19 protein-coding genes and 1 tRNA gene are annotated in these 18,434 nt (G+C 68.8%); 10 read left to right on the top strand and 10 right to left on the bottom strand.

Features of this window, described 5'->3' with window-relative positions; all coding sequences use genetic code 11:
• Positions 1-155: 155 nt before the first annotated feature.
• On the bottom strand, positions 156-1,352 hold the full coding sequence (locus CSW64_RS20955) for an AI-2E family transporter (RefSeq protein ID WP_099624378.1): 1,197 nt from the start codon (positions 1,350-1,352) through the stop codon (positions 156-158).
• Positions 1,353-1,471: 119 nt separating this feature from the next.
• Here CSW64_RS20955 and CSW64_RS20950 point away from each other — a divergent pair, with 119 nt between their 5' ends.
• Positions 1,472-2,986 carry a helicase HerA-like domain-containing protein gene (locus CSW64_RS20950; RefSeq protein WP_099623924.1) on the top strand — a complete coding sequence of 505 codons (1,515 nt, stop codon included), beginning with the start codon at positions 1,472-1,474 and terminating at the stop codon, positions 2,984-2,986.
• Positions 2,987-3,061: 75 nt separating this feature from the next.
• On the opposite strand, the gene CSW64_RS20945 is transcribed toward CSW64_RS20950, so the two are convergent.
• From CSW64_RS20945 to CSW64_RS20930, 4 genes are all read right to left on the bottom strand, one after another.
• Entirely contained in the window at positions 3,062-5,518 is a 2,457-nt protein-coding gene (locus CSW64_RS20945) for an EAL domain-containing protein (RefSeq protein ID WP_099623923.1), read from the bottom strand.
• Positions 5,519-5,615: 97 nt separating this feature from the next.
• Positions 5,616-6,152, bottom strand: a complete 537-nt coding sequence (locus CSW64_RS20940; protein ID WP_150131463.1) for a helix-turn-helix transcriptional regulator — start codon at positions 6,150-6,152, stop codon at positions 5,616-5,618.
• A gap of 201 nt (positions 6,153-6,353) precedes the next feature.
• A tRNA-Gly gene (locus CSW64_RS20935) sits at positions 6,354-6,428 on the bottom strand.
• A gap of 105 nt (positions 6,429-6,533) precedes the next feature.
• Complete coding sequence (locus tag CSW64_RS20930; RefSeq protein WP_099623921.1) at positions 6,534-7,277, bottom strand: DUF6065 family protein; 744 nt, start codon at positions 7,275-7,277, stop codon at positions 6,534-6,536.
• Between the two features lie 89 nt (positions 7,278-7,366).
• Between CSW64_RS20930 and CSW64_RS20925 the strand changes: the two genes are divergently transcribed.
• From CSW64_RS20925 to CSW64_RS20910, 4 genes are all read left to right on the top strand, one after another.
• Positions 7,367-7,870 (top strand): prolyl-tRNA synthetase associated domain-containing protein, encoded by a 504-nt coding sequence (locus CSW64_RS20925; RefSeq protein ID WP_099623920.1) that lies wholly within the window; start codon positions 7,367-7,369, stop codon positions 7,868-7,870.
• An 89-nt stretch (positions 7,871-7,959) separates the two neighbouring features.
• Positions 7,960-8,862 carry a thioredoxin family protein gene (locus tag CSW64_RS20920; RefSeq protein ID WP_099623919.1) on the top strand — a complete coding sequence of 301 codons (903 nt, stop codon included), beginning with the start codon at positions 7,960-7,962 and terminating at the stop codon, positions 8,860-8,862.
• An 11-nt stretch (positions 8,863-8,873) separates the two neighbouring features.
• A complete protein-coding gene (locus tag CSW64_RS20915; RefSeq protein WP_099623918.1) occupies positions 8,874-9,527 on the top strand; it encodes an LON peptidase substrate-binding domain-containing protein in 654 nt (217 codons plus the stop codon).
• Between the two features lie 25 nt (positions 9,528-9,552).
• Complete coding sequence (locus CSW64_RS20910) at positions 9,553-9,744, top strand: Trm112 family protein (RefSeq protein WP_099623917.1); 192 nt, start codon at positions 9,553-9,555, stop codon at positions 9,742-9,744.
• A 131-nt stretch (positions 9,745-9,875) separates the two neighbouring features.
• Here the strand turns inward: CSW64_RS20910 and CSW64_RS20905 are convergent, their stop codons facing one another.
• Entirely contained in the window at positions 9,876-11,129 is a 1,254-nt protein-coding gene (locus CSW64_RS20905) for a UbiH/UbiF/VisC/COQ6 family ubiquinone biosynthesis hydroxylase (RefSeq protein WP_099623916.1), read from the bottom strand.
• A gap of 6 nt (positions 11,130-11,135) precedes the next feature.
• Positions 11,136-11,531: a hypothetical protein gene (locus tag CSW64_RS20900; protein WP_099623915.1), complete on the bottom strand. Its 396-nt coding sequence runs from the start codon at positions 11,529-11,531 to the stop codon at positions 11,136-11,138.
• A 167-nt stretch (positions 11,532-11,698) separates the two neighbouring features.
• Between CSW64_RS20900 and CSW64_RS20895 the strand changes: the two genes are divergently transcribed.
• The 4 genes from CSW64_RS20895 to CSW64_RS20880 all read left to right on the top strand — a co-directional run bounded on the left by CSW64_RS20895 (position 11,699) and on the right by CSW64_RS20880 (position 15,339).
• Positions 11,699-11,890 (top strand): hypothetical protein, encoded by a 192-nt coding sequence (locus tag CSW64_RS20895; protein WP_099623914.1) that lies wholly within the window; start codon positions 11,699-11,701, stop codon positions 11,888-11,890.
• Positions 11,891-12,002: 112 nt separating this feature from the next.
• On the top strand, positions 12,003-13,109 hold the full coding sequence (locus CSW64_RS20890) for an HlyD family secretion protein (RefSeq protein ID WP_099623913.1): 1,107 nt from the start codon (positions 12,003-12,005) through the stop codon (positions 13,107-13,109).
• A 6-nt stretch (positions 13,110-13,115) separates the two neighbouring features.
• Entirely contained in the window at positions 13,116-14,732 is a 1,617-nt protein-coding gene (locus tag CSW64_RS20885; protein ID WP_150131462.1) for a DHA2 family efflux MFS transporter permease subunit, read from the top strand.
• Position 14,733: 1 nt separating this feature from the next.
• On the top strand, positions 14,734-15,339 hold the full coding sequence (locus tag CSW64_RS20880) for a TetR/AcrR family transcriptional regulator (RefSeq protein WP_099623912.1): 606 nt from the start codon (positions 14,734-14,736) through the stop codon (positions 15,337-15,339).
• 6 nt (positions 15,340-15,345) lie between these two features.
• Here the strand turns inward: CSW64_RS20880 and CSW64_RS20875 are convergent, their stop codons facing one another.
• Positions 15,346-16,164 carry an enoyl-ACP reductase FabI gene (locus CSW64_RS20875; protein ID WP_099623911.1) on the bottom strand — a complete coding sequence of 273 codons (819 nt, stop codon included), beginning with the start codon at positions 16,162-16,164 and terminating at the stop codon, positions 15,346-15,348.
• Positions 16,165-16,261: 97 nt separating this feature from the next.
• On the opposite strand from CSW64_RS20875, the gene CSW64_RS20870 reads away from it, so the two are divergent.
• Positions 16,262-16,498: a YdeI/OmpD-associated family protein gene (locus CSW64_RS20870; protein ID WP_099623910.1), complete on the top strand. Its 237-nt coding sequence runs from the start codon at positions 16,262-16,264 to the stop codon at positions 16,496-16,498.
• A gap of 143 nt (positions 16,499-16,641) precedes the next feature.
• Here CSW64_RS20870 and fabB read toward each other — a convergent pair whose 3' ends face one another.
• Complete coding sequence (fabB, locus tag CSW64_RS20865) at positions 16,642-17,853, bottom strand: beta-ketoacyl-ACP synthase I (RefSeq protein WP_099623909.1); 1,212 nt, start codon at positions 17,851-17,853, stop codon at positions 16,642-16,644.
• A gap of 71 nt (positions 17,854-17,924) precedes the next feature.
• The gene (gene fabA, locus CSW64_RS20860; protein WP_099623908.1) at positions 17,925-18,428 is read right to left on the bottom strand and encodes a 3-hydroxyacyl-[acyl-carrier-protein] dehydratase FabA; all 504 of its coding nucleotides are present in this window, start codon (positions 18,426-18,428) and stop codon (positions 17,925-17,927) included.
• Positions 18,429-18,434 lie beyond the last annotated feature (6 nt).

The following is an 18,434-nucleotide window of genomic DNA, read 5'->3' as shown; positions in this document are numbered from 1 at the left end:
GGGATCCGGCGGCGCTCCATCGTCCTCGCCGGGGGGAAGGCGGGACGCTCTACGTCCGGGCGCCTCTATCGGGGGGGAGGAAGGGCGCCGTCCGGTCCGGAGGGGCAGGGGAGTGCGCTCCGGACAGGCTTGAGATAGGTCTGGAGCGACCGGGTTCAAGGGGCGGCCTTCTGTGCTTTGTCGGATTTTCCGCGGCGGCCCCTCTTCCGCGGACCGTCCTCGTCGCCGAGGCCGCGCGGGTCTCCGTTCTGGGACATCAGGATGGCGATCCAGCGCGAGCCGTCGAACTCGGCCAGGATGATCATCGCCATCACCGCCAGCGGGGTGGACAGGAACATCCCGGGCAGACCCCAGAGCAGGCCCCAGACCGCCAGCGCCAACAGCACCACCACGGGGTCGATGTTCAGGCTCTCGCCCTGCATGCGCGGCTGGATGACGTTGCCGACGAAGAACTGGATGCCCCACAGGATGGCGAGCAGGATCAGGGCCGGGATCGGGGTTCCGAACTGGATCAGGCCGAACACCGGCGGAAACACCACGCCGATGAAGCCGCCGATGATCGGGATGTAGGAGGCCAGGAAGATCAGGAAGGCCCAGAACAGCGCGTTCTCCAGGCCAAAGATGATCATCACCACCCAGGAGGCGGCGGCGATCATCAGGCCGGTGACCGTCTGAACCCACAGGTAGCGCTCCACGCCGTAGCGGATGCGGTTGAAGACGGCGATGGCCTCGTCCCGCTCGCGGTTGTGCGGGAACAGGGCGACGATCTTGCGCTTGAAGCCGCGCTTCGCGGCGATGATGAAGCCCAGGTAGATCAGTACGAACACGGCGTCGGACAGCACGCCCTGCAGACCCTGGGCGAACTGGCCCAGGTACTTGGCGGGGTTCAGCTCGGCGATCAGCTTGGTCAGGGGCGGCGGCGCCTCCAGACCGGCGAAGGCGGCGACCTGGGCGATGATGCCGTCCAGCTTGGGGCCGTAGCCGACCAGCTTGGTGACGAAGCTGGTGGCGTTGTCGGCGACGACATAGGCCGCCGCGCCGAAGATCAGCAGCGACAGGGCGATGGCCACGGCCAGCGAGACGCTGTCCGGCAGCTTGGGCCAGCGCTGCTCCAGCCGGCGGGCGAAGCTGTCGACCATGATCGCCAGGAACATGGCCAGGGCCAGCGGCGTCAGGATCCCGCCCAGCAGCCACAGCGCGCCGCCGCAGGCGATCACCGCCAGGATGACCAGGGCGTTGCGGCCGATCCCGTCGACGACCAGCAGCGGCGCCCGTTCGGCCTGTCCGGCGGCCGGTTCAGGCCCGGCATTGGGCGAGGGCTGGGGCGGGGTCTTGGCGGGCGGTCTGGCCATCGGGTCCTCTGAAACGCTGGGCGGACTGTCCTCGGCGGGCGCCCTTCCGTCAATGCGCGGCTTGGCGAACAGGTCCGGCGGACTGTAGCCTCGCGCCGACATCGCCACGGAGATCTTCAATGGACGGCATCGATCCGGGACTTCTGTTCGTCGGCTTCTCGGACAAACCCGAGACGATGCGGCTGGACCGGGCGAACCGGCACGGCCTGGTCGCCGGCGCGACCGGCACCGGCAAGACCGTGACCCTGCAGATCCTGGCGCAGGCCTTCTCGGACGCAGGGGTTCCGGTCTTCGCGGCGGACGTGAAGGGCGATCTCTCCGGGGTCAGCCAGCCCGGCGCGCCAAACGAGAAGATGCTGGCCCGCGCCCAGGGCATGAACCTGACGCTGACGCCGGCGGCCCCGCCGACCGTCTTCTGGGACCTGTTCGGCGAGCAGGGCCACCCGGTTCGCACCACCATCTCGGAGATGGGGCCGCTGCTGCTGGCGCGGCTTCTGGAGCTGAACGACGTCCAGGAAGGCGTGCTCAACATCGTCTTCAAGGTCGCCGACGCCGAGGGGCTGCTGCTGCTCGACCTGAAGGACCTGCAGGCGGCGCTGAAGTATGTGGCGGACAACGAAAAGACGATCGACGTCGAGTACGGCAACGTCTCCGCGGCGACGATCGGGACCATCCAGCGCGGTCTGCTGACGCTCGAGACCCAGGGCGCCGCCAATCTGTTCGGCGAGCCGGCGCTGAAGCTGTCGGACCTGATGCGCGTCGACGGCTCCGGCCGAGGCGTGGTCAGCATCCTGGCGGCCGACAAGCTGATCCAGAGCCCGCGTCTCTACGCCACCTTCCTGCTGTGGCTGCTGTCGGAGCTGTTCGAGGAGCTGCCCGAGGTCGGCGATCCCGACAAGCCGAAGCTGGTCTTCTTCTTCGACGAGGCCCACCTGCTGTTCCGTGATGCGCCCAAGGCGCTGTTGGAGAAGGTCGAGCAGGTCGTGCGCCTGATCCGGTCCAAGGGCGTGGGCATCTACTTCGTGACCCAGAACCCGGCGGATATCCCCGAGACGGTGCTGGCCCAGCTCGGCAACCGCGTCCAGCACGCGCTGCGCGCCTACACGCCGGCCGAGCAGAAGGGGCTGCGCGCCGCCGCGGCCTCGTTCCGTCCCAATCCGGCCTTCGACACCGCCGAGGCGATCCAGGGGCTTGGCGTAGGCGAGGCGCTGGTGTCGGTGCTCGACGAGAAGGGTGCGCCGACCGTCACCGCCAAGACCATGATCCGGCCGCCGGCTTCGCGCCTCGGGCCGGCCACCGCGGCGGAGCGTCAGGCGACCCTGGCCCAGAGCCCGGTGAAGGGCCTCTACGACACCGCCCAGGATCGTGAATCGGCCTTCGAGGTGCTGCGCGCGCGCGCCGACCAGGCGACGCGGCAGGCGGAACAGGCCGCCGCCGACGCCGCCGCAACCAAGCAGCAGGAAGCCGACCAGAAGGCGCGGGAGAAGGAACAGGTCCGTCGCGACGCGCCGCGCCGGTCCAGCAGCCGCCAGAGCATCGGCGAGGCCTTCGGCAGCAGTTTCGCCCGCACCGTGGCCAACCAGATCGGCCGCGAACTGATGCGCGGTCTGCTGGGCGGCCTGAAGCGGCGGTAGGGTCCTCGATGTCGAATGTGAGAAGGGCGCGGATCGCTCCGCGCCCTTCAGGCTGTTCGTAATGAGCGGGGCGGTCTAGGCCGCCTTGCGGCTCCGACGCTTGGCGGTCGCGGGCTTCTCGGCCGCTTCGACCGCCTCGACGACCCCGCAGGTCCAGGCGCTGAGGGTGTCGGCCGGGGCCGGGCGGCCGATGGCGTAGCCCTGCACCTCGGCGCAATCCTCGCCGCGCAGGAACTCCAGCTGCTCCGGCGTCTCGACGCCCTCGGCCACGACCGGGATGTCCAGGCTGCGGCCCAGCCCCAGCACCGCTTTGACGATCACGGTGGCCCGCTCGTCGCGGTGGATGTTCTCCACGAAGCTCTTGTCGACCTTGATCTTGTCGAACGGGAAGGACTGCAGCGTCGACAGCGACGAGAAGCCGGTGCCGAAGTCGTCCATGGCGATCCTGACGCCCATGGCCTTCAGGCGGCGCAGGTTGTCCAGGGCGCGCTGATAGTCCTTGAACAGGGCGCTTTCGGTGACCTCGAGCTCCAGCCGCGCCGGCGACAGGCCGGTCTGGATCAGGATCTCGTGGACGATGGTCGGCAGGTTGGCCTGGTTCAGCTGCAGCGGCGACAGGTTGACCGCGATGCTCAGCGGCCGATCCCAGCCGGCGGCCTCCTCGCACGACTTGCGCAGCACCCACTCGCCGAGCGGGATGATCAGGCCGGTCTCTTCGGCCAGCGGGATGAAGTCCAGCGGCGGGATCATGCCGCGCGTCGGATGCTTCCAGCGGACCAGGGCCTCGAAGCCGCAGATCTGGCTGTCGCTGGCCCGAGCCTGCGGCTGGTAGTGGACGACCAGGTCCTCGTCGACGATCGCCTGGCGCAGCTCGCGAGCCAGGTTGCGCCGCTCGCGGATGGTCTCGTCCATCTCGCGCTTGAAGAAGCGGTAGGCGCCGCGGCCGTTTTCCTTGGCGCGGTACAGCGCCATGTCGGCGTTGGCGAGCAGGGCTTCGCCGGTGCGGCCGTCGTCGGGATACAGCGACACGCCGAGGCTGGCGGCCATGGCCAATTCCTGGCCCTCGTACATCACGCTCTCGCGGAGCGATTCCAGCAGGCCGCCGGCCAGCTCGGCCGCGGCGGTCGCCTGGTCCTGGTCGGCGTCGGTGACCTGCACGACGACGAACTCGTCGCCGCCCAGGCGGGCCGCGAACGACGGCGCGACGACGCTGTCCTGCAGCCGGCGGGCCGCTTCAACCAGCACCGCGTCCCCGGCCAGGTGGCCGTGAAGGTCGTTGGCTTCCTTGAAGTGGTCCAGGTCGACGCAGATCACGGCCAGGCTCTCGCCCGACGCCCCCACCCGATCGAGGACGCCGGCGAGGCGCGCCTGCAGGGCGTTGCGGTTGGGCAGGCCGGTCAGGCCGTCATGTTCAGCCAGGTAGCGGATCTTCTCCTCGGCCGAGCGGCGTTCGCGCAGGTCGCGGACGGCCAGCACGGTCAGATCCTCGGTCTCGGCGCGGGCGCCGTCGTCCATCAGGCGCGCGAAGATCTCGACCGGGATCGACTTGCCGCCGTCCAGCGGCTGCATGCGGCCTTCGCGGCGCTCGGCGCCTTCGACGATCTCGCAGGCGTCGTCGAGGGTCAGCATGCCGTCCATCAGCGGCTGGCCGACCAGATCGTCCAGCTTGGCGCCGGCCAGGTCGCAGAAGGCGGCGTTGGCGTCCTTGATCACCCCGCGCTGGACCACGACGATGCCTTCATAGGCGGCGTTGGCCAGGGTGCGGATGCGCTCCAGCGCCGAGCGGCTGGTCTGGGATTCGATCAGCACCGCGCCGAGGCCGGCCAGGACGATCAGGCCGGTGATGCTGGTCACCGCCAGGATCATCAGGCCGCCCGAGAACATCTGCTCCGGCACCATCACCCCGGCGTCCGGGATGATGGTGATCGCGCCCATGCCGGTGAAGTGCAGGCTGCAGACCGACAGGGTCAGGATCAGCGCGCCGACCACCTGGGACGAGAACTTGCGGGCGTCGCCGGCCACGATCAGCGCCACCGCCGACCCGACCACCCCGATCGCCACCGAGGCGCCGATGGTCGCCGTCTCCCAGACGATATGGCCCTGGGTCACGAACGAGCTCATGCCGGTGTAGTGCATCGCGCCGATGCCGAGGCCCAGCAGCAGGCCGCCGGCCATCTGGTTGGCGCGGTCGCTTTCGCGGGTGGCGGTCGCGGCGAAGAAGCCGGCGCCCATGAACAGCACCGCGATCATCAGCGACATGATCGTGCCGGTCGGCGAGTAGCCGGTCTTCAGACCCGGATCATAGGCCAGCATGGCCAGGAAATGGGTCGCCCAGACGCCGGAACCGGCCACCAGCGCGGTGAACAACAGCCAGGCTCCGCGCGGGAGGCCTCGGGCGCCGTTCATCCGGGAATACAGTCTGAACGCCGTCAGGCTGGCGCAAAGGCAGACCAGTCCGGCGACCAGCACCATGCCGTAATCGTGCTCGTTGACGAGACACGAGATGACCTTGAACACGCCCCCACTCCCCATTCTGGAGAACTAATCGGGGCGCAGTATCGGCGCCGATTCCAAAAAAAGCGTTTCAGATCGGGACGATGGGCGCCGACCTGCGGCAAAGCCTTGCAGGCTAAGCGATTCGGAACGGCGCCAGGCGGCGGAAGAGGGCTTCCCGAGAGCCGATCGAGAGCTTCTGGTACAGATTTCGGACATGAGTCCGGGCCGTCGCCAGGGTGATGCCCATGTCCTTGGCCACGCTCTCGATGCGCACCCCGTCGAGCAGGCGCAGGGCGATGCGGTGTTCCGTGGCGGTCAGTCCCAGGGCGCGGCCGAAATCGGCCCAGCGCGGAACATAGTCGCCGCCGGTGGTGTGGAAGACCAGGCCGATCGCCTCGTCGCCTTCGACGTCGATGCGCCAGGCCCGGAAGATGACGACGCCTTCGCCGGCCTGCGGCGAGCACCAGGCCCCGATCGCCCCCGAGGCGCCGGACAGGAACTGAAGAAAGGCGGCTTGCTCGGCGGGGTGGACCAGTTCGAAACGGCCGTCGGTCCGGCGAACGTCCAGGCCCTCGTCCATGGCGGCGTCGGCGGCGAGGTTGGACCACAGCAGCTCGCCGTCCGGGCGGACCAGGATTCGCGGGCGGCCCTCAAGATCGGCCCAACGCATCAGAAGCGCCATCGACGGGATGAGCCGTCGAGAATCAGAACTACTCACCGCGCTGCCTGCACTAGGGGACGAGGACCTTGAGGGCGCCACCCTACAGCGAAACAGCGGTCGGCCGTAAACCCCGTTGACGGTGAAAATGCGTGTGAGCGGGAAAAAGAAAGGCCGGGCTTTCGCCCGGCCGTCTTGGTCTCGAAATCTAAATGGAGCGGGCGATGAGATTCGAACTCACGACCCCAACCTTGGCAAGGTTGTGCTCTACCCCTGAGCTACGCCCGCGCTCCAGAGACGCTTGAAAGAAGGCGTCCCGAAATCGAGAGGGCGGCTTATGGCAGAGCGTTCCCGGCTTGGCAAGCGCCTCTCGTGAGACTTTTTTCGATTGTCTCAAACCCCCAGTTTCGGGGCCTTCAGACGCCGCTTGTTGACGTGGCCGGCCGGGGCCGGGCCGGTGTCGTCGGGCAGCTCGCCGCGGAAATAGAATCGCTGCCAGGCGTCGCGGACGGCCTCGGGGTCCTGTTTCAGCAGGCGGGCGTTGAACTCCGAGCGCTGGGTGTACCAGGCGTCGTACTGGCGGCGCAGGTCGTCGTTGGCGGTCAGCGACTTGGTCACCGGCTGGACGTCGGCCAGCAGCCGGTCCTGGACCAGGGTGATGAAGCAGAAGGGCTCGCCCTTGGCGAACTTCACCCGGCCGGGGCGGGTGAACATCCAGTTCATGGTGAAGGGGAAGGGCAGCCAGTCGGTCTCGACCAGGCCCTGCAGCGGCTGGATGCCGTCCTTGATGTGGTTGGGCGGGCCCTGCACCCACATCGACCAGCCGGGCGGCGTGCGGAACAGGTAGCCGGCGTGGAAGGTGACGATCCCGCGCGAGAAGTGGCTTTTGGCGAAGTCCTCGAAGCCGGGATAGGGATGGTCCGGGGTCAGGGTGATGCAGTCCTGGTGCGCCCCGCCGTTCCACTCGGCCGTGAACCCGACCGGGCAGAGAATCTCCCAGCCGGTGGTGTTGGCCATCGACAGCGGCAGGCAGCGGTAGGGATGCCGCTCGGCGAAGGCGTCCATCCAGGCCCGCTGCGGACGGCCGGGGACGATGTCGGGCGGACGCTGGTTCGTCGGATAGCACTCGAGCTGCATGCTTGGGCTCATCAGGCAAAGGGATCGGAAAGTCCTCTCGCGCGCCCGGCGTGGTTCCGCAAGAGGCTGGGGATTGCTAAGCGGGACGCATGAAGACCCGCGCCGACCTGTTCGCCTTCCTCGACGCCCAGGGCATCGCCCACTCCACGCTGGACCATCCGGCGGTGTTCCGCGTCGGCGAGGGCGACGAGATCAAGGCCGGCCTGCCGGGCGGACACACCAAGAACCTCTTCCTCAAGGACGCCAAGGGGCAGCTTTGGCTGATCTCGGCGCTGGGCGAGACGCGCATCGATCTCAAGCGGCTTCATCCGGTGATCGGTTCGGCCCGGCTGAGCTTCGGCAGCCCCGAGCTGATGCAGGAGACCCTGGGCGTCACGCCCGGCTCGGTGACCGCCTTCGGCCTGATCAACGATTCCGACCGCCGGGTGCGGTTCGTACTCGACGCCGGGCTGGCCGACTCCGATCCGGTGAACTTCCATCCCCTGATCAACACCGCGACCACCGCCGTGTCGCAGGCGGGCTTCCGACGCTTCCTCGCCGCGGTGGGGATCGAGCCGCTGATCGTCGATTTCGAGGCGATGGCGGTCGTCTGAGCGTTGAAGACGTCGCCGGTTGGGACCATCTTGGCGGCGAAACGTTGCACATCGGGACGGCCTGTCGCCGTCCCTTGACGGGAAACCGAATGACCCTGATCGGAGAAGGCGCGGCGCCGCAGGCGGCCGCCGGCGAGTTCATCAAGGACGGCTCGGACGCGAGCTTCATGACCGACGTCATCGAGGCGTCGAAGACCCAGCCGGTCATCGTCGACTTCTGGGCGACCTGGTGCGGCCCCTGCCGCCAGCTGACCCCCGCGCTGGAGAAGGCCGTCAAGGCGCTGAACGGCGCGGTGCGGCTGGTGAAGATCGACGTCGACAAGAACCCTGGCTTCGCCGGCCAGCTGCGCGTCCAGTCGATTCCGACCGTCTACGCCTTCGTGGGCGGCCAGCCGGTGGACGGCTTCATGGGCGCTCTGCCGGACAGCCAGGTGAAATCGTTCGTCGACCGCCTGGTCGGCCCGCCGCCGGCCGGCGAGATCGACGAGCTGCTCGCCCAGGCCAAGGAGTCGTTCGAGCTGGGCGATCTGGGCGGCGCGGCCCAGGGCTACGCCGAGGCTCTGAACATGGACCGCGAGAACGTGAAGGCCATCGGCGGACTGGCGCGGGTCTACCTGGCCGGCGGCGACGTCGAGCAGGCGGCGGCCTTGATCGCCATGGCCCCCGCCGACGCCAAGGATCCCGACCTCGACGCGGCTCGCGCCGCCCTGGCGCTGGCCGAGGCCGGTTCGGCCGAGACCGCGCCGTTCGAGAAGGCCCTCGCCGCCGATCCCGCCGACCATCAGGCGCGCTTCGACCTCGCCGGCGCGCTCGCCGGGCAGGGCGACCTGGGCGCCGCGGCCGATCACCTGCTCAACATCATCGAGCAGGACCGGACCTGGAACGACGAGGCGGCGCGCAAGCAGCTTCTGACCATCTTCGAGGCGGCCGGCCCCATGTCGGACGTCGCCAAGCAGGGACGACGGCGGTTGTCGTCGATCCTCTTCAGCTAGGGACAGCGCTCATGCCCACGGGATATCGCAAGGCCGCAGACCTTCCGCAGGCGATCCCCGTGTTTCCGCTCGCCGGGGTGCTGCTGCTGCCCGGCGGGCAGCTGCCGCTCAACATCTTCGAGCCGCGCTATCTCAACATGGTCGACGACGCGATGGCGGGGGACCGGTTGATCGGCATGGTCCAGACCCGCCACGGCGATCGGGAGCGGCCGCCGCTGGCGCCGGTCGGCTGTGTCGGCCGGGTCACCAGCTTCGCCGAGACGCCCGACGGCCGCTACCTGATCACCCTGACTGGCCTGTGCCGGTTCGCGCTCGGCGACGAACTGCCGGTGCGAACGCCCTATCGCCAGGTGCTGGCGCGCTTCGAGACCTATGAGGGCGACCTGAAGGAAGAGCCGCCCTCGGCCCGGCTCGACCGACCCCGGTTCCTGGCGGCGCTGGCGCGCTATCTCGACCATCGTGGTCTCGGCATCGAGTGGGAGTCGGCGGAGTCCGCGCCGGTCGACGCCCTGGTCAACAGTCTGGCGATGGGGCTGCCGTTCGACGCTTCCGAGAAGCAGGCGCTGCTGGAGGCGTTAACGGTGGAGGACCGGGCGGAAACCTTGACCGCCATGCTCGAGATCGACGCCGCCGGAGGCGACGATGATCCGAGCGTCTTGCAGTAGCGGCCAGCAAGGCTAGAAGAAGCCCATGAGCCAAGCCGACGCCCCCAAGGTCGATCCCCGCCTGCTGGAGATCCTCGTCTGCCCCGTCACCCAGGGGCCGCTGAAGTACGACCGTGAAAAGGGCGAGCTGGTCAGCCAGGGCGCGAAGCTGGCCTATCCGATCCGCGACGGCGTGCCGATCATGCTGCCGGAAGAGGCCCGGGCGCTGGAGGGCTGAGTTTCGTTGCGTCCTTCGAGACGCTCGCCTGAGAGCTCGCTCCTCAGGATGACGAGCTCAATAGATCGCCACCCACATTCGTCATGGTGAGGAGCCGGCTCTCAGGCCGGCGTCTCGAACCACGCAATGACCTACAGCGCTTCCCCGCGCAGCAACCGGGGCAGGTCGCCGACCGCGCCGCCGGCCTCGTGCATGAAGAAGCGACGCGCAGGGGCGATGCGGTTCACAGCCGCCATGCCGACGCCGCGCGCGGCGCGGATCAGGGGATTGTCGTTCGAGAACAGCCAGACGAAGGCGTCCATGCCGGCGGCCAGGCTCATGGTGTCGAACCGCCGCCAGCGACCGTAACGGTCGAGCACGGCCTCCGAGCCGATATCCTCGCCGATCCGCGAAGCCTCGACCAGCACCTCGGCCAGCGCGGCGGCGCCCTTGAGCCCCAGGTTCAGGCCCTGGCCGGCGATCGGGTGTACGCCGTGGGCGGCGTCGCCGAGCAGGGCGGTGCGCGGGGCGCTCAGTTTTTCGGCCAGCGACAGCGACAGCGGATAGGTGAACACCGGCCCCATGACCTCGACCTCACCCAGGAAGTCGCCGAAGCGGCGCATCAGGTGAGCGTGGAAGACCTCCGGCCGGGCGGATTTCAGGGCCTCGCCGCGGTCGCGCTTCTCGGTCCAGACCAGGCTGGCGCGGTTTTCGGTCAACGGCAGGATGGCGAACGGGCCGCCGGGCAGGAAATACTCGTGGGCGACGCCGCCGTGCGGGCGCTCCAGCTTCACCGTGCAGACCACGCCGGTCTGCGGGTAGTCCCAGCCGACGGTGTCGATGCCGGCGGCGCGGCGCACGATCGAGCCGCGGCCTTCGGCGCCGATGACAAGCGGGGCGCTCAACACGCGGCCGTCGTCCAGGGTGACCTTGGCCGCCGCGGAGGCGACCTCGACGCCGGCCACGCGGGCGGGCGCCAGGACCTCGATGCCGGCGGCGATCACCGCCTGGGCCAAGCCCGCGCGGATGTGGCGGTTCTCCAGCATGTAGCCGAGCGGTTCGCCCTCGACGCGGTCGGCGATCTCGCCGGAGTCGAAATGCAGGAAGAAGGGGCTCTGGCCCGGCGTCGCGGCGCCCGGCGTGCGTCCGTCGGTGACCAGGATCTCGTCCATCCGCTGGGCGTGAGGCTCCAGCGCCTCGGCCAGGCCCAGGGTCCGCCACTGCCGGAAACAGGAGAAGGCGATCGCCGAGGAGCGACCGTCGAAGGTCGGCGCGAGCTGGGCGTCGAACGGCATGGGGTCGATCAGCACGGGCTTCAGGCCGCCGCTGTGCAGCGCCAGAGCAAGGGTGGCGCCGGCCATGCCGGCTCCGGCGATGATCACGTCCGCGTCGTGGGGGATGGCCATGGGAACTCAGTACGGAACGACGGGCGGGGTCTCAGGCGGCTTCTTCTGGCTTTCGAGCAGGTCGCCGACCGGATCGTCGGATTGCGGTTCGCTCTTCGGCGCAGGCGTCGCGGGCGTCTTCGGCTTGGGCGCGGCGACCGCCTCGGCGCCGGCGGCGGGCGTCGTTTCGGCGGCGGCGGTTTCGGCCGGCTTGGGCTCCTCGGCCTTCGGCTTGGGGTCTTCCTCCTCGACGACCTGAAGCGCCGGCTTCTGGGCGTTGGGGTCGAAGGGCGTCGCCTCCTTCGCCTGGATCAGGTCGCCGCCGATGACCGGCTTCTCGCGCGCGCCCGTGTACCAGGCGGGCGGATTGCGCCGGATCTGGTCGCGGAAGCCCAGGGTCAGGCCGAGGACGGCGCAGCCCAAGAGGAAGAGCGCGACCCAGCGGATAACGGGGGAGGAGGCTTGCTCAGACGCCATACCCCAACCTAGCCCGCCGCCGCGAGCCGGGAAAGCCGGCGCGACGCGTTTCGCGTTATGCGTGCAATGGTTGCAGTTAACGATTTTCTACAACTTATCCGCACAATTGAACCATGACACGCCCCGCCGCCCCTCCCCTCGCCGAAGACCCCCCGCCCGAAGCGGTCTCTTTCGATCCGATCGCCCGCGCCTTCCTCGGCCGGGCCAAGCCGATCGAGAACCTGCGATGGAGCTTGCGGGATCTGGCGACCGCCGGCCTGACGCTGGCCCTGATCCACGCCGCCGCGACGCTGGAGGGGCTCTAGCGCGCGAAAGCTGGACGCATGCGTCCACTTATCGCTTGCCCGGCCCGGCGAGCAACGCTATCGGCGTTCTCTGGACGGTAAGGTCCAGAATTGAGAGCGCGTCCGGGTCCCCATGTCGTCTGTCCCCAAGAACAAGTTCGTGCCGTTGATCGTCGGCGGCGCGGTCGGTCTGGCCGTCCTGGTCGGCGGCGTCTTCTGGTGGATCGACAAGCATCACTATGAGGCGACGGACAACGCCTTCGTCCAGGCCGACACCGTCCAGGTCAGCCCGCAGGTGTCCGGCTACGTGGTCGAGGTGCTGGTGGCCGACAACGCCCATGTCGAAGCGGGCCAGGTGCTGGCGCGGATCGATCCCACCACCTTCCAGGCCAAGCTCGACCAGGCCATCGCCAACGCCAGTGCGGCCGAGGCCGCGGTGAAGGCGGTCGATGACAAGGCCGCCCTCGAGCAGGCGGTGATCGCCGAGCGGGTCGCGGGGGTCGCTTCGGCCCGTGCGGAGGCCGGCCGGTCTCAGGCCGACCTGGGCCGCTATCGCGAACTGGCCGGCAAGGGCTGGGTCTCCGACCAGAAGCTGCAGACGGTCCGCGCCGGCGCCGAGCAGTCGGCGGCCGGCGTCGCCCAGGCCCAGGCCGCGCTGGAGGCCGAGCGTCGCAGCGCCGAATCGCTCGGCTCGGCCAAGGCGCAGAGCATCGCCGCCGCCGCCGCCGCCCGCGCGGCCGTCGAGCAGGCCCGCCTCGACCTGGAGCGCACGGTGATTCGCGCGCCCGCCGCCGGCGTCGTGGGCGCCCGCGCCATTCGCCCAGGCCAGCTCGTTCAGCCGGGCGCCGCCCTGATGAGCATCGTGCCGCTGGGCCAGACCTATGTCGTCGCCAACTTCAAGGAGACGCAGATGGCGCGCCTGCGCATCGGCCAGAAGGTCGAGGTCAAGGCGGACGCCTTCGGCGACCAGGCGATCGCCGCGCACGTTCAGAGTTTCGCTCCGGCCACCGGCCAGGAGTTCGCGCTGATCCCGGTCGAGAACGCGGTCGGAAACTTCACCAAGGTCACCCAGCGGGTGCCCGTCCGCATCGTCATCGATCGCAAGGCGCCGCTCGGGGGCGGCCTGCGTCCTGGGCTGTCGGTCAAGGTCAAGGTCGACGTCCGCGACCAGTCGGGGGTGTCCTTCGCCGATTCGGCGGTCGCCTCGACTCAGTTCGTGCGCCGCGGCCAGTCGCAGTAGCCGGCCGTGACCGACGCCGCCGCATCCCCGCTCCCGTCGGCGCAGCGGCCCGCCCAGGGCTTCGTCCTGCCGAACGGCGAGACCCTGCCCTGGCCGCTGGTCTTTCTGGGCTTCTCCGGGATGATCATCGGCCAGTTCATGGCCATCCTGGACATCCAGATCGTCGCCGCCTCGCTGTCGCAGATCCAATCCGGCATCGGGGCCAGCGCCGACGAGATGAGCTGGGTTCAGACCGTCTATCTGCTGGCCGAGGTCGTCATCATGCCGCTGACGGCCTACCTGACCCGGATGTGGGGCACCCGGAAGTTCTTCATCGGCGCCTGCATCCTGTTCATCGTCAGCTCGATCCTGACCGGCCTGACCACCAGCATCGAGTCGATGATCTTCATGCGGGCGGTCCAGGGGATCGCCGGCGGGGCGATGATCCCGGTGGTGTTCGCCACCGCCTTCACCATCTTCCCGCCCGAGCGCCGGATCACCGCCAACGTCATCGTCGGTCTGATCGTCACCCTGGCGCCGACGGTGGGGCCGACGCTCGGCGGCCACCTGACCGACATCGCCAGCTGGCGCTGGTTGTTCTTCGTCAACGTCCCGCCCGGGCTGCTGGCCCTGTTCCTGGTCTGGCGCTACGGCGACTTCGACAAGGGCGATCCCACCCTGTCCAAGGGCATCGACTGGTGGGGCGTGTGTCTGATGGCCATCGGTCTGCTCAGCATCCAGTACGTTCTCGAGGAGGGCGCCAAGGACAGCTGGTTCCAGGACGACATGATCCTGTGGCTGACCGTGCTCGGGGTCATCACCTTCGGGGCGTTCATCTGGCGACAGCTGACCTACCAGCAGCCGATCGTCTCGCTGAAGCCGTTCACCGACCGCAACTTCAGCATCGGCATCGTCATGACGCTGGTGTCGGGGATGAGCCTCTACGGCGGCACCTTCGTGCTGCCGCTGTTCCTGGCGCAGATCCGGCAGTACTCGGCCGCGGAGACCGGCACGACCATGCTGGTGTCCGGCCTGACCATGTTCCTGACCGGGCCGATCGCCGGCCGGATCGTGCGCCAGTTCGACCCGCGGGTCGGCATGGTGCTCGGTTTCGCCATCGCCGCCTACGGCACCGGCCTGGGTCATGCGGTGACCAACGACTGGGGCTTCTGGGAATTCGCCTATTTGCAGGCGTTCCGCGGAGTCGGGGTCATGATCGCCATGATCGCCAGCCAGCAGATGACCGTCAGCACCATCCCGGTCCATATGATGAAGGACGCCTCGGCGCTGGTGAACCTGACCCGCAACGTGGGCGGCGCCGTGGGCCTGGCCATGCTGTCGACGGCGCTGACCCAGCAGACGGCGCGCCACTACAACGAGCTGACCAGCGCGATGAGCATCGCCAGCGCCCAGACCCAGAACCTGATGGCCGGCCTGTCGGCGAGGATGGCCCAGCTGGGCGTCGCCGATCCCGAAGGCGCCGGCTACAAGGCTGTCGGCGGCATGATCCATCGCGAAGCGGCGATCCTGGCCTTCGGCGACGCCTTCGCCCTGCTCGCGGTCGGACTTGCCTTCGCCGGCGTGCTGGCGTTGTTCGCCTCGCCAGCGAAGAATCAGCCCGCGTCCGGCGGAAGAGGACACTGACATGCCCCGGGTCGCCGGCCAGATCGACGTCGCCAAGACCGAGGCCATCCTCGACGCCGCCTCGGCGGTGCTGGCGGAGCGGGGCCTGGCCGCGCCGATGGAGGAGATCGCCCGCCGCGCCGGGGTCTCGAAGCAGACGGTCTACAATCACTACGGCAGCAAGGCGGAACTGGTCCGCGCCCTGGTCGAGCGGCGCGTCGACAGCATCACCTCGCCGCTGCGTGAGCCGGGCGCGGAGGAGCATCCGGAAGAGGCGCTGACGGCCTACGCCAAGACCCTGCTGACCGTCGTGGTGAACAAGAACTATTCGCTGATGCGCATCACCATCCAGAGCGCTGGCGAGATGCCCGACCTGGCGCGCGAGGTGTTCGAGATCGGGCCGATGCGCAGCCGCGCCCAGCTGGCCCGCTTCCTGGAGCTGGAGACGCGGGCCGGGCGCATGAACGTGCCCGACCCGGTGATGGCGGCGGAGTTCTTCGGCGGGATGGTGCTGGGCCAGCGGCAGACGCGTGCGCTGCTGAACCTGCCCAGCGACCTTACCGAGGCCGAGATGGACGCCATGGCGGCCGAGGCCGCCAGGATCTTCATGACGGCCTACGCGGCCTAGGTTGAATCAGCCTTCCGCCGACTCGCCGTCCGGCAGGCCGATCATGTGGAAGCCGGCGTCGACATGGACCACTTCGCCCGTGGTCGACCGACCCAGCTCCGACAGCAGCCACAGCGCCGCGCCGGCGACGCCTTCCATCGAGGTGTCCTCCTTCAGGGCGCTGAAGGCGCGGCCCTGGCTCAGCATGCCGCGGCCGCCCGAGATGCCGGCCAGCGACAGGGTGCGCATGGCGCCGGCTGAGATGGCGTTGACGCGGATGCCCTTGGGGCCCAGGTCGCGGGCGATGTAGCGGGTCGCCGCCTCCAGCGCCGCCTTGGCCACGCCCATGGTGTTGTAGTTCGGAATGACCCGCTCGGCGCCCAGGTAGGTCATCGTGACCATCGAGCCGCCGTTCGGCATCAGCCTGGCCGCGCGCCGGGCGGTGTCCACGAAGCTGAAGGCCGAGATGTTCATCGCCCGCAGGAAGCCCTCGCGGGTGGTGTTCTCGACGAACGAGCCCTTCAGCTCGTCCTTGTTGGCGAAGGCGATCGAGTGGAGATAGGCGTCCAGCGTCCCAAGCTCGCTCTCGATCTGGGCGAAGGCGGCGTCCATCGAGGCGTCGTCGGTGACCTCCATCGGGACGAAGGTCTTCACGCCGATGCTCTCGCCGAGCGGACGGACGCGCTTCTCCATGTCCGGCAGGTAGGCGAAGGCCAGCTCGGCGCCCTGGGCGGCCAGCTGCGAGGCGATGCCCCAGGCGATGGAGTTGTGGTTGGCCACCCCGGTGATCAGGGCCTTCTTGCCCTTCATCAGATCGCCCTTGGGGAAGCTGTAGTCGTCGGCCATTGGGAAAACATCCGTGGTTCGCGCCGCCTGAGGCCGGCTGTCGACGGCCTTTCTGGACGGCTGCGCGTATTCGGGCAAGATCGCGATAGGGGGACCGATGAGCAAGCGACCGACTTACCCGATGCCGGACGACGTCGCGGAGGCCCTGCTGGCCGGGGGCGTCCGCGCGGACTACGACGCGCGACCGCATTACCAGCGCAACGACTATGTCGGCTGGATCGGCCAGGCCAAGGGCGATGACACGCGCCGCAAACGCATCGACCAGATGGTCGCCGAACTGAAGACGGGCGGCGTCTACATGGGCATGTCGCACCGGCCGAGCGCGAAGGGGTAGACGGGGTCTCCATCCTCGCGGTCGTCGCGAGGATCCATGATCGCCATTGACGCAGAAAGGGCGCGGATCGCTCCGCGCCCTTATCGCTTTGGCTCGTCACGCAGGGTCGTCGAAACAAGCGCGACGATGACGAGGTGAGGTCCCTACGCCCGCGCCATGATCAGGCAGCCGTTGGTGCCGCCGAAGCCGAAGCTGTTCGACATCACCGTCTCGACCTGACGATCGTCCCGCTTGCGCAGGATCGGCAGGTCTTCGAACGCCGGGTCGAGGGTCTCGATGTTGGCGCTCTCGGCCAGGAAGCCGTTGTTGAGCATCAGCAGGCTGTAGATCGCCTCCTGCGCGCCGGCGGCGCCCAGGCTGTGGCCGGTCAGGGACTTGGTCGAGGAGATCGCCGGGGCGTCCTTGCCGAATACCTGGCGGACCGCCTCCATCTCCTTGATGTCGCCGACCGGCGTCGACGTGCCGTGCGGGTTCAGGTAGTCGATCTTGCGGCCGCCGGCGCCCTGCAGCGCCAGGTTCATGCAGCGGGCGGCGCCCTCGCCCGACGGGGCGACCATGTCGTAGCCGTCCGAGTTGGCGGCGTAGCCGACGATCTCGCCGTAGATCTTGGCGCCGCGGGCCTTGGCCTTCTCCAGGTCTTCCAGCACCACGATGCCCGCGCCGCCGGCTATGACGAAGCCGTCGCGGTTCAGGTCGTAGGCGCGGCTGGCGACCGCGGGGCGGTCATTGTAGCTGCTGCTCATGGCGCCCATGGCGTCGAACAGGTTCGACAGCGACCAGTCGAGCTCCTCGGTCCCACCGGCGAAGACCGTGTCCTGCTTGCCCATCAGGATCTGCTCGTAGGCCGCCCCGATGCAGTGGGTCGAGGTCGCGCAGGCCGAACTGATCGAATAGTTGATCCCGCGGATCTTGAACCAGGTCGACAGCGTCGCCGACGGCCCCGAGCTCATCGCCTTGGGCACCGCGAACGGGCCGACGCGCTTGGGCCCCTTCTCGCGGGTGATCGCGGCGGCTTCGACGATGACCTTGGTCGAGGGGCCGCCCGAACCGACGATCAGGCCGGTGCGGTCGTTGGAGATTTCGCCCTCTTCCAGGCCGGCGTCGGCGATGGCCTGCTCCATGGCGACGTGCGCCCAGCCGGTGCCGTCGGCCAGGAAGCGGGCGGCGCGGCGGTCGACGATCGCCTGCCAGTCGCAGTCGGGCGCGGCCTCGACCTGGCAGCGGAAGCCCAGATCGGCGTACTCCTGACTGAACCTCACGCCGGACTTCGCTTCGCGCAGCGAAGCGGTGACTTCGTTGGCGTTCGAGCCGATCGAAGAGACGATGCCGATACCAGTGACGGCTACGCGCCGCATGTTAGCTCCTTATGTCTTCCCCCGTTCGCTCCCGAAGGAACGAACCCCTGCGCGTCCGGTTCTGCGCCCGGTCAGCGCACGTACAAGCCGACTCGAAGATCCTTGGCTTCGTAGATGACCTTGCCGTCGGCCTCGACGGTTCCGTCACCGATGCCCAGAACGAGCTTGCGGTTGATCACGCGCTTCAGTTCCACGCGGTAGGTCACCAGCTTGGTGTCCGGCGTGATCTCGCCGGTGAACTTCACCTCGCCGACGCCCAGGGCGCGGCCGCGGCCCAGGCCGCCGATCCAGCCGAGGTAGAAGCCGACCATCTGCCACATGGCGTCCAGACCCAGGCAGCCCGGCATCACCGGATCGCCCTGGAAGTGGCAGTCGAAGAACCAGAGGTCCGGCTTGATGTCGAGTTCGGCCACGACCTGGCCCTTCCCGAACTCGCCGCCGTCCGCGTTGATGTTGGTGATGCGGTCGAACATCAGCATCGGCGGAAGCGGAAGCTGGGCGTTGCCCGGTCCGAACATTTCGCCGCGCCCGCAGGCGAGCAGTTCTTCGTAGGTGTAGCTGGGCTGGGCGGTCATCAAGTC

The organism is Caulobacter mirabilis (assembly GCF_002749615.1).
In the GTDB taxonomy this organism is placed as follows: Bacteria; Pseudomonadota; Alphaproteobacteria; order Caulobacterales; family Caulobacteraceae; genus Caulobacter; species Caulobacter mirabilis.
This window is presented reverse-complemented; position numbering and strand designations above follow the sequence as displayed.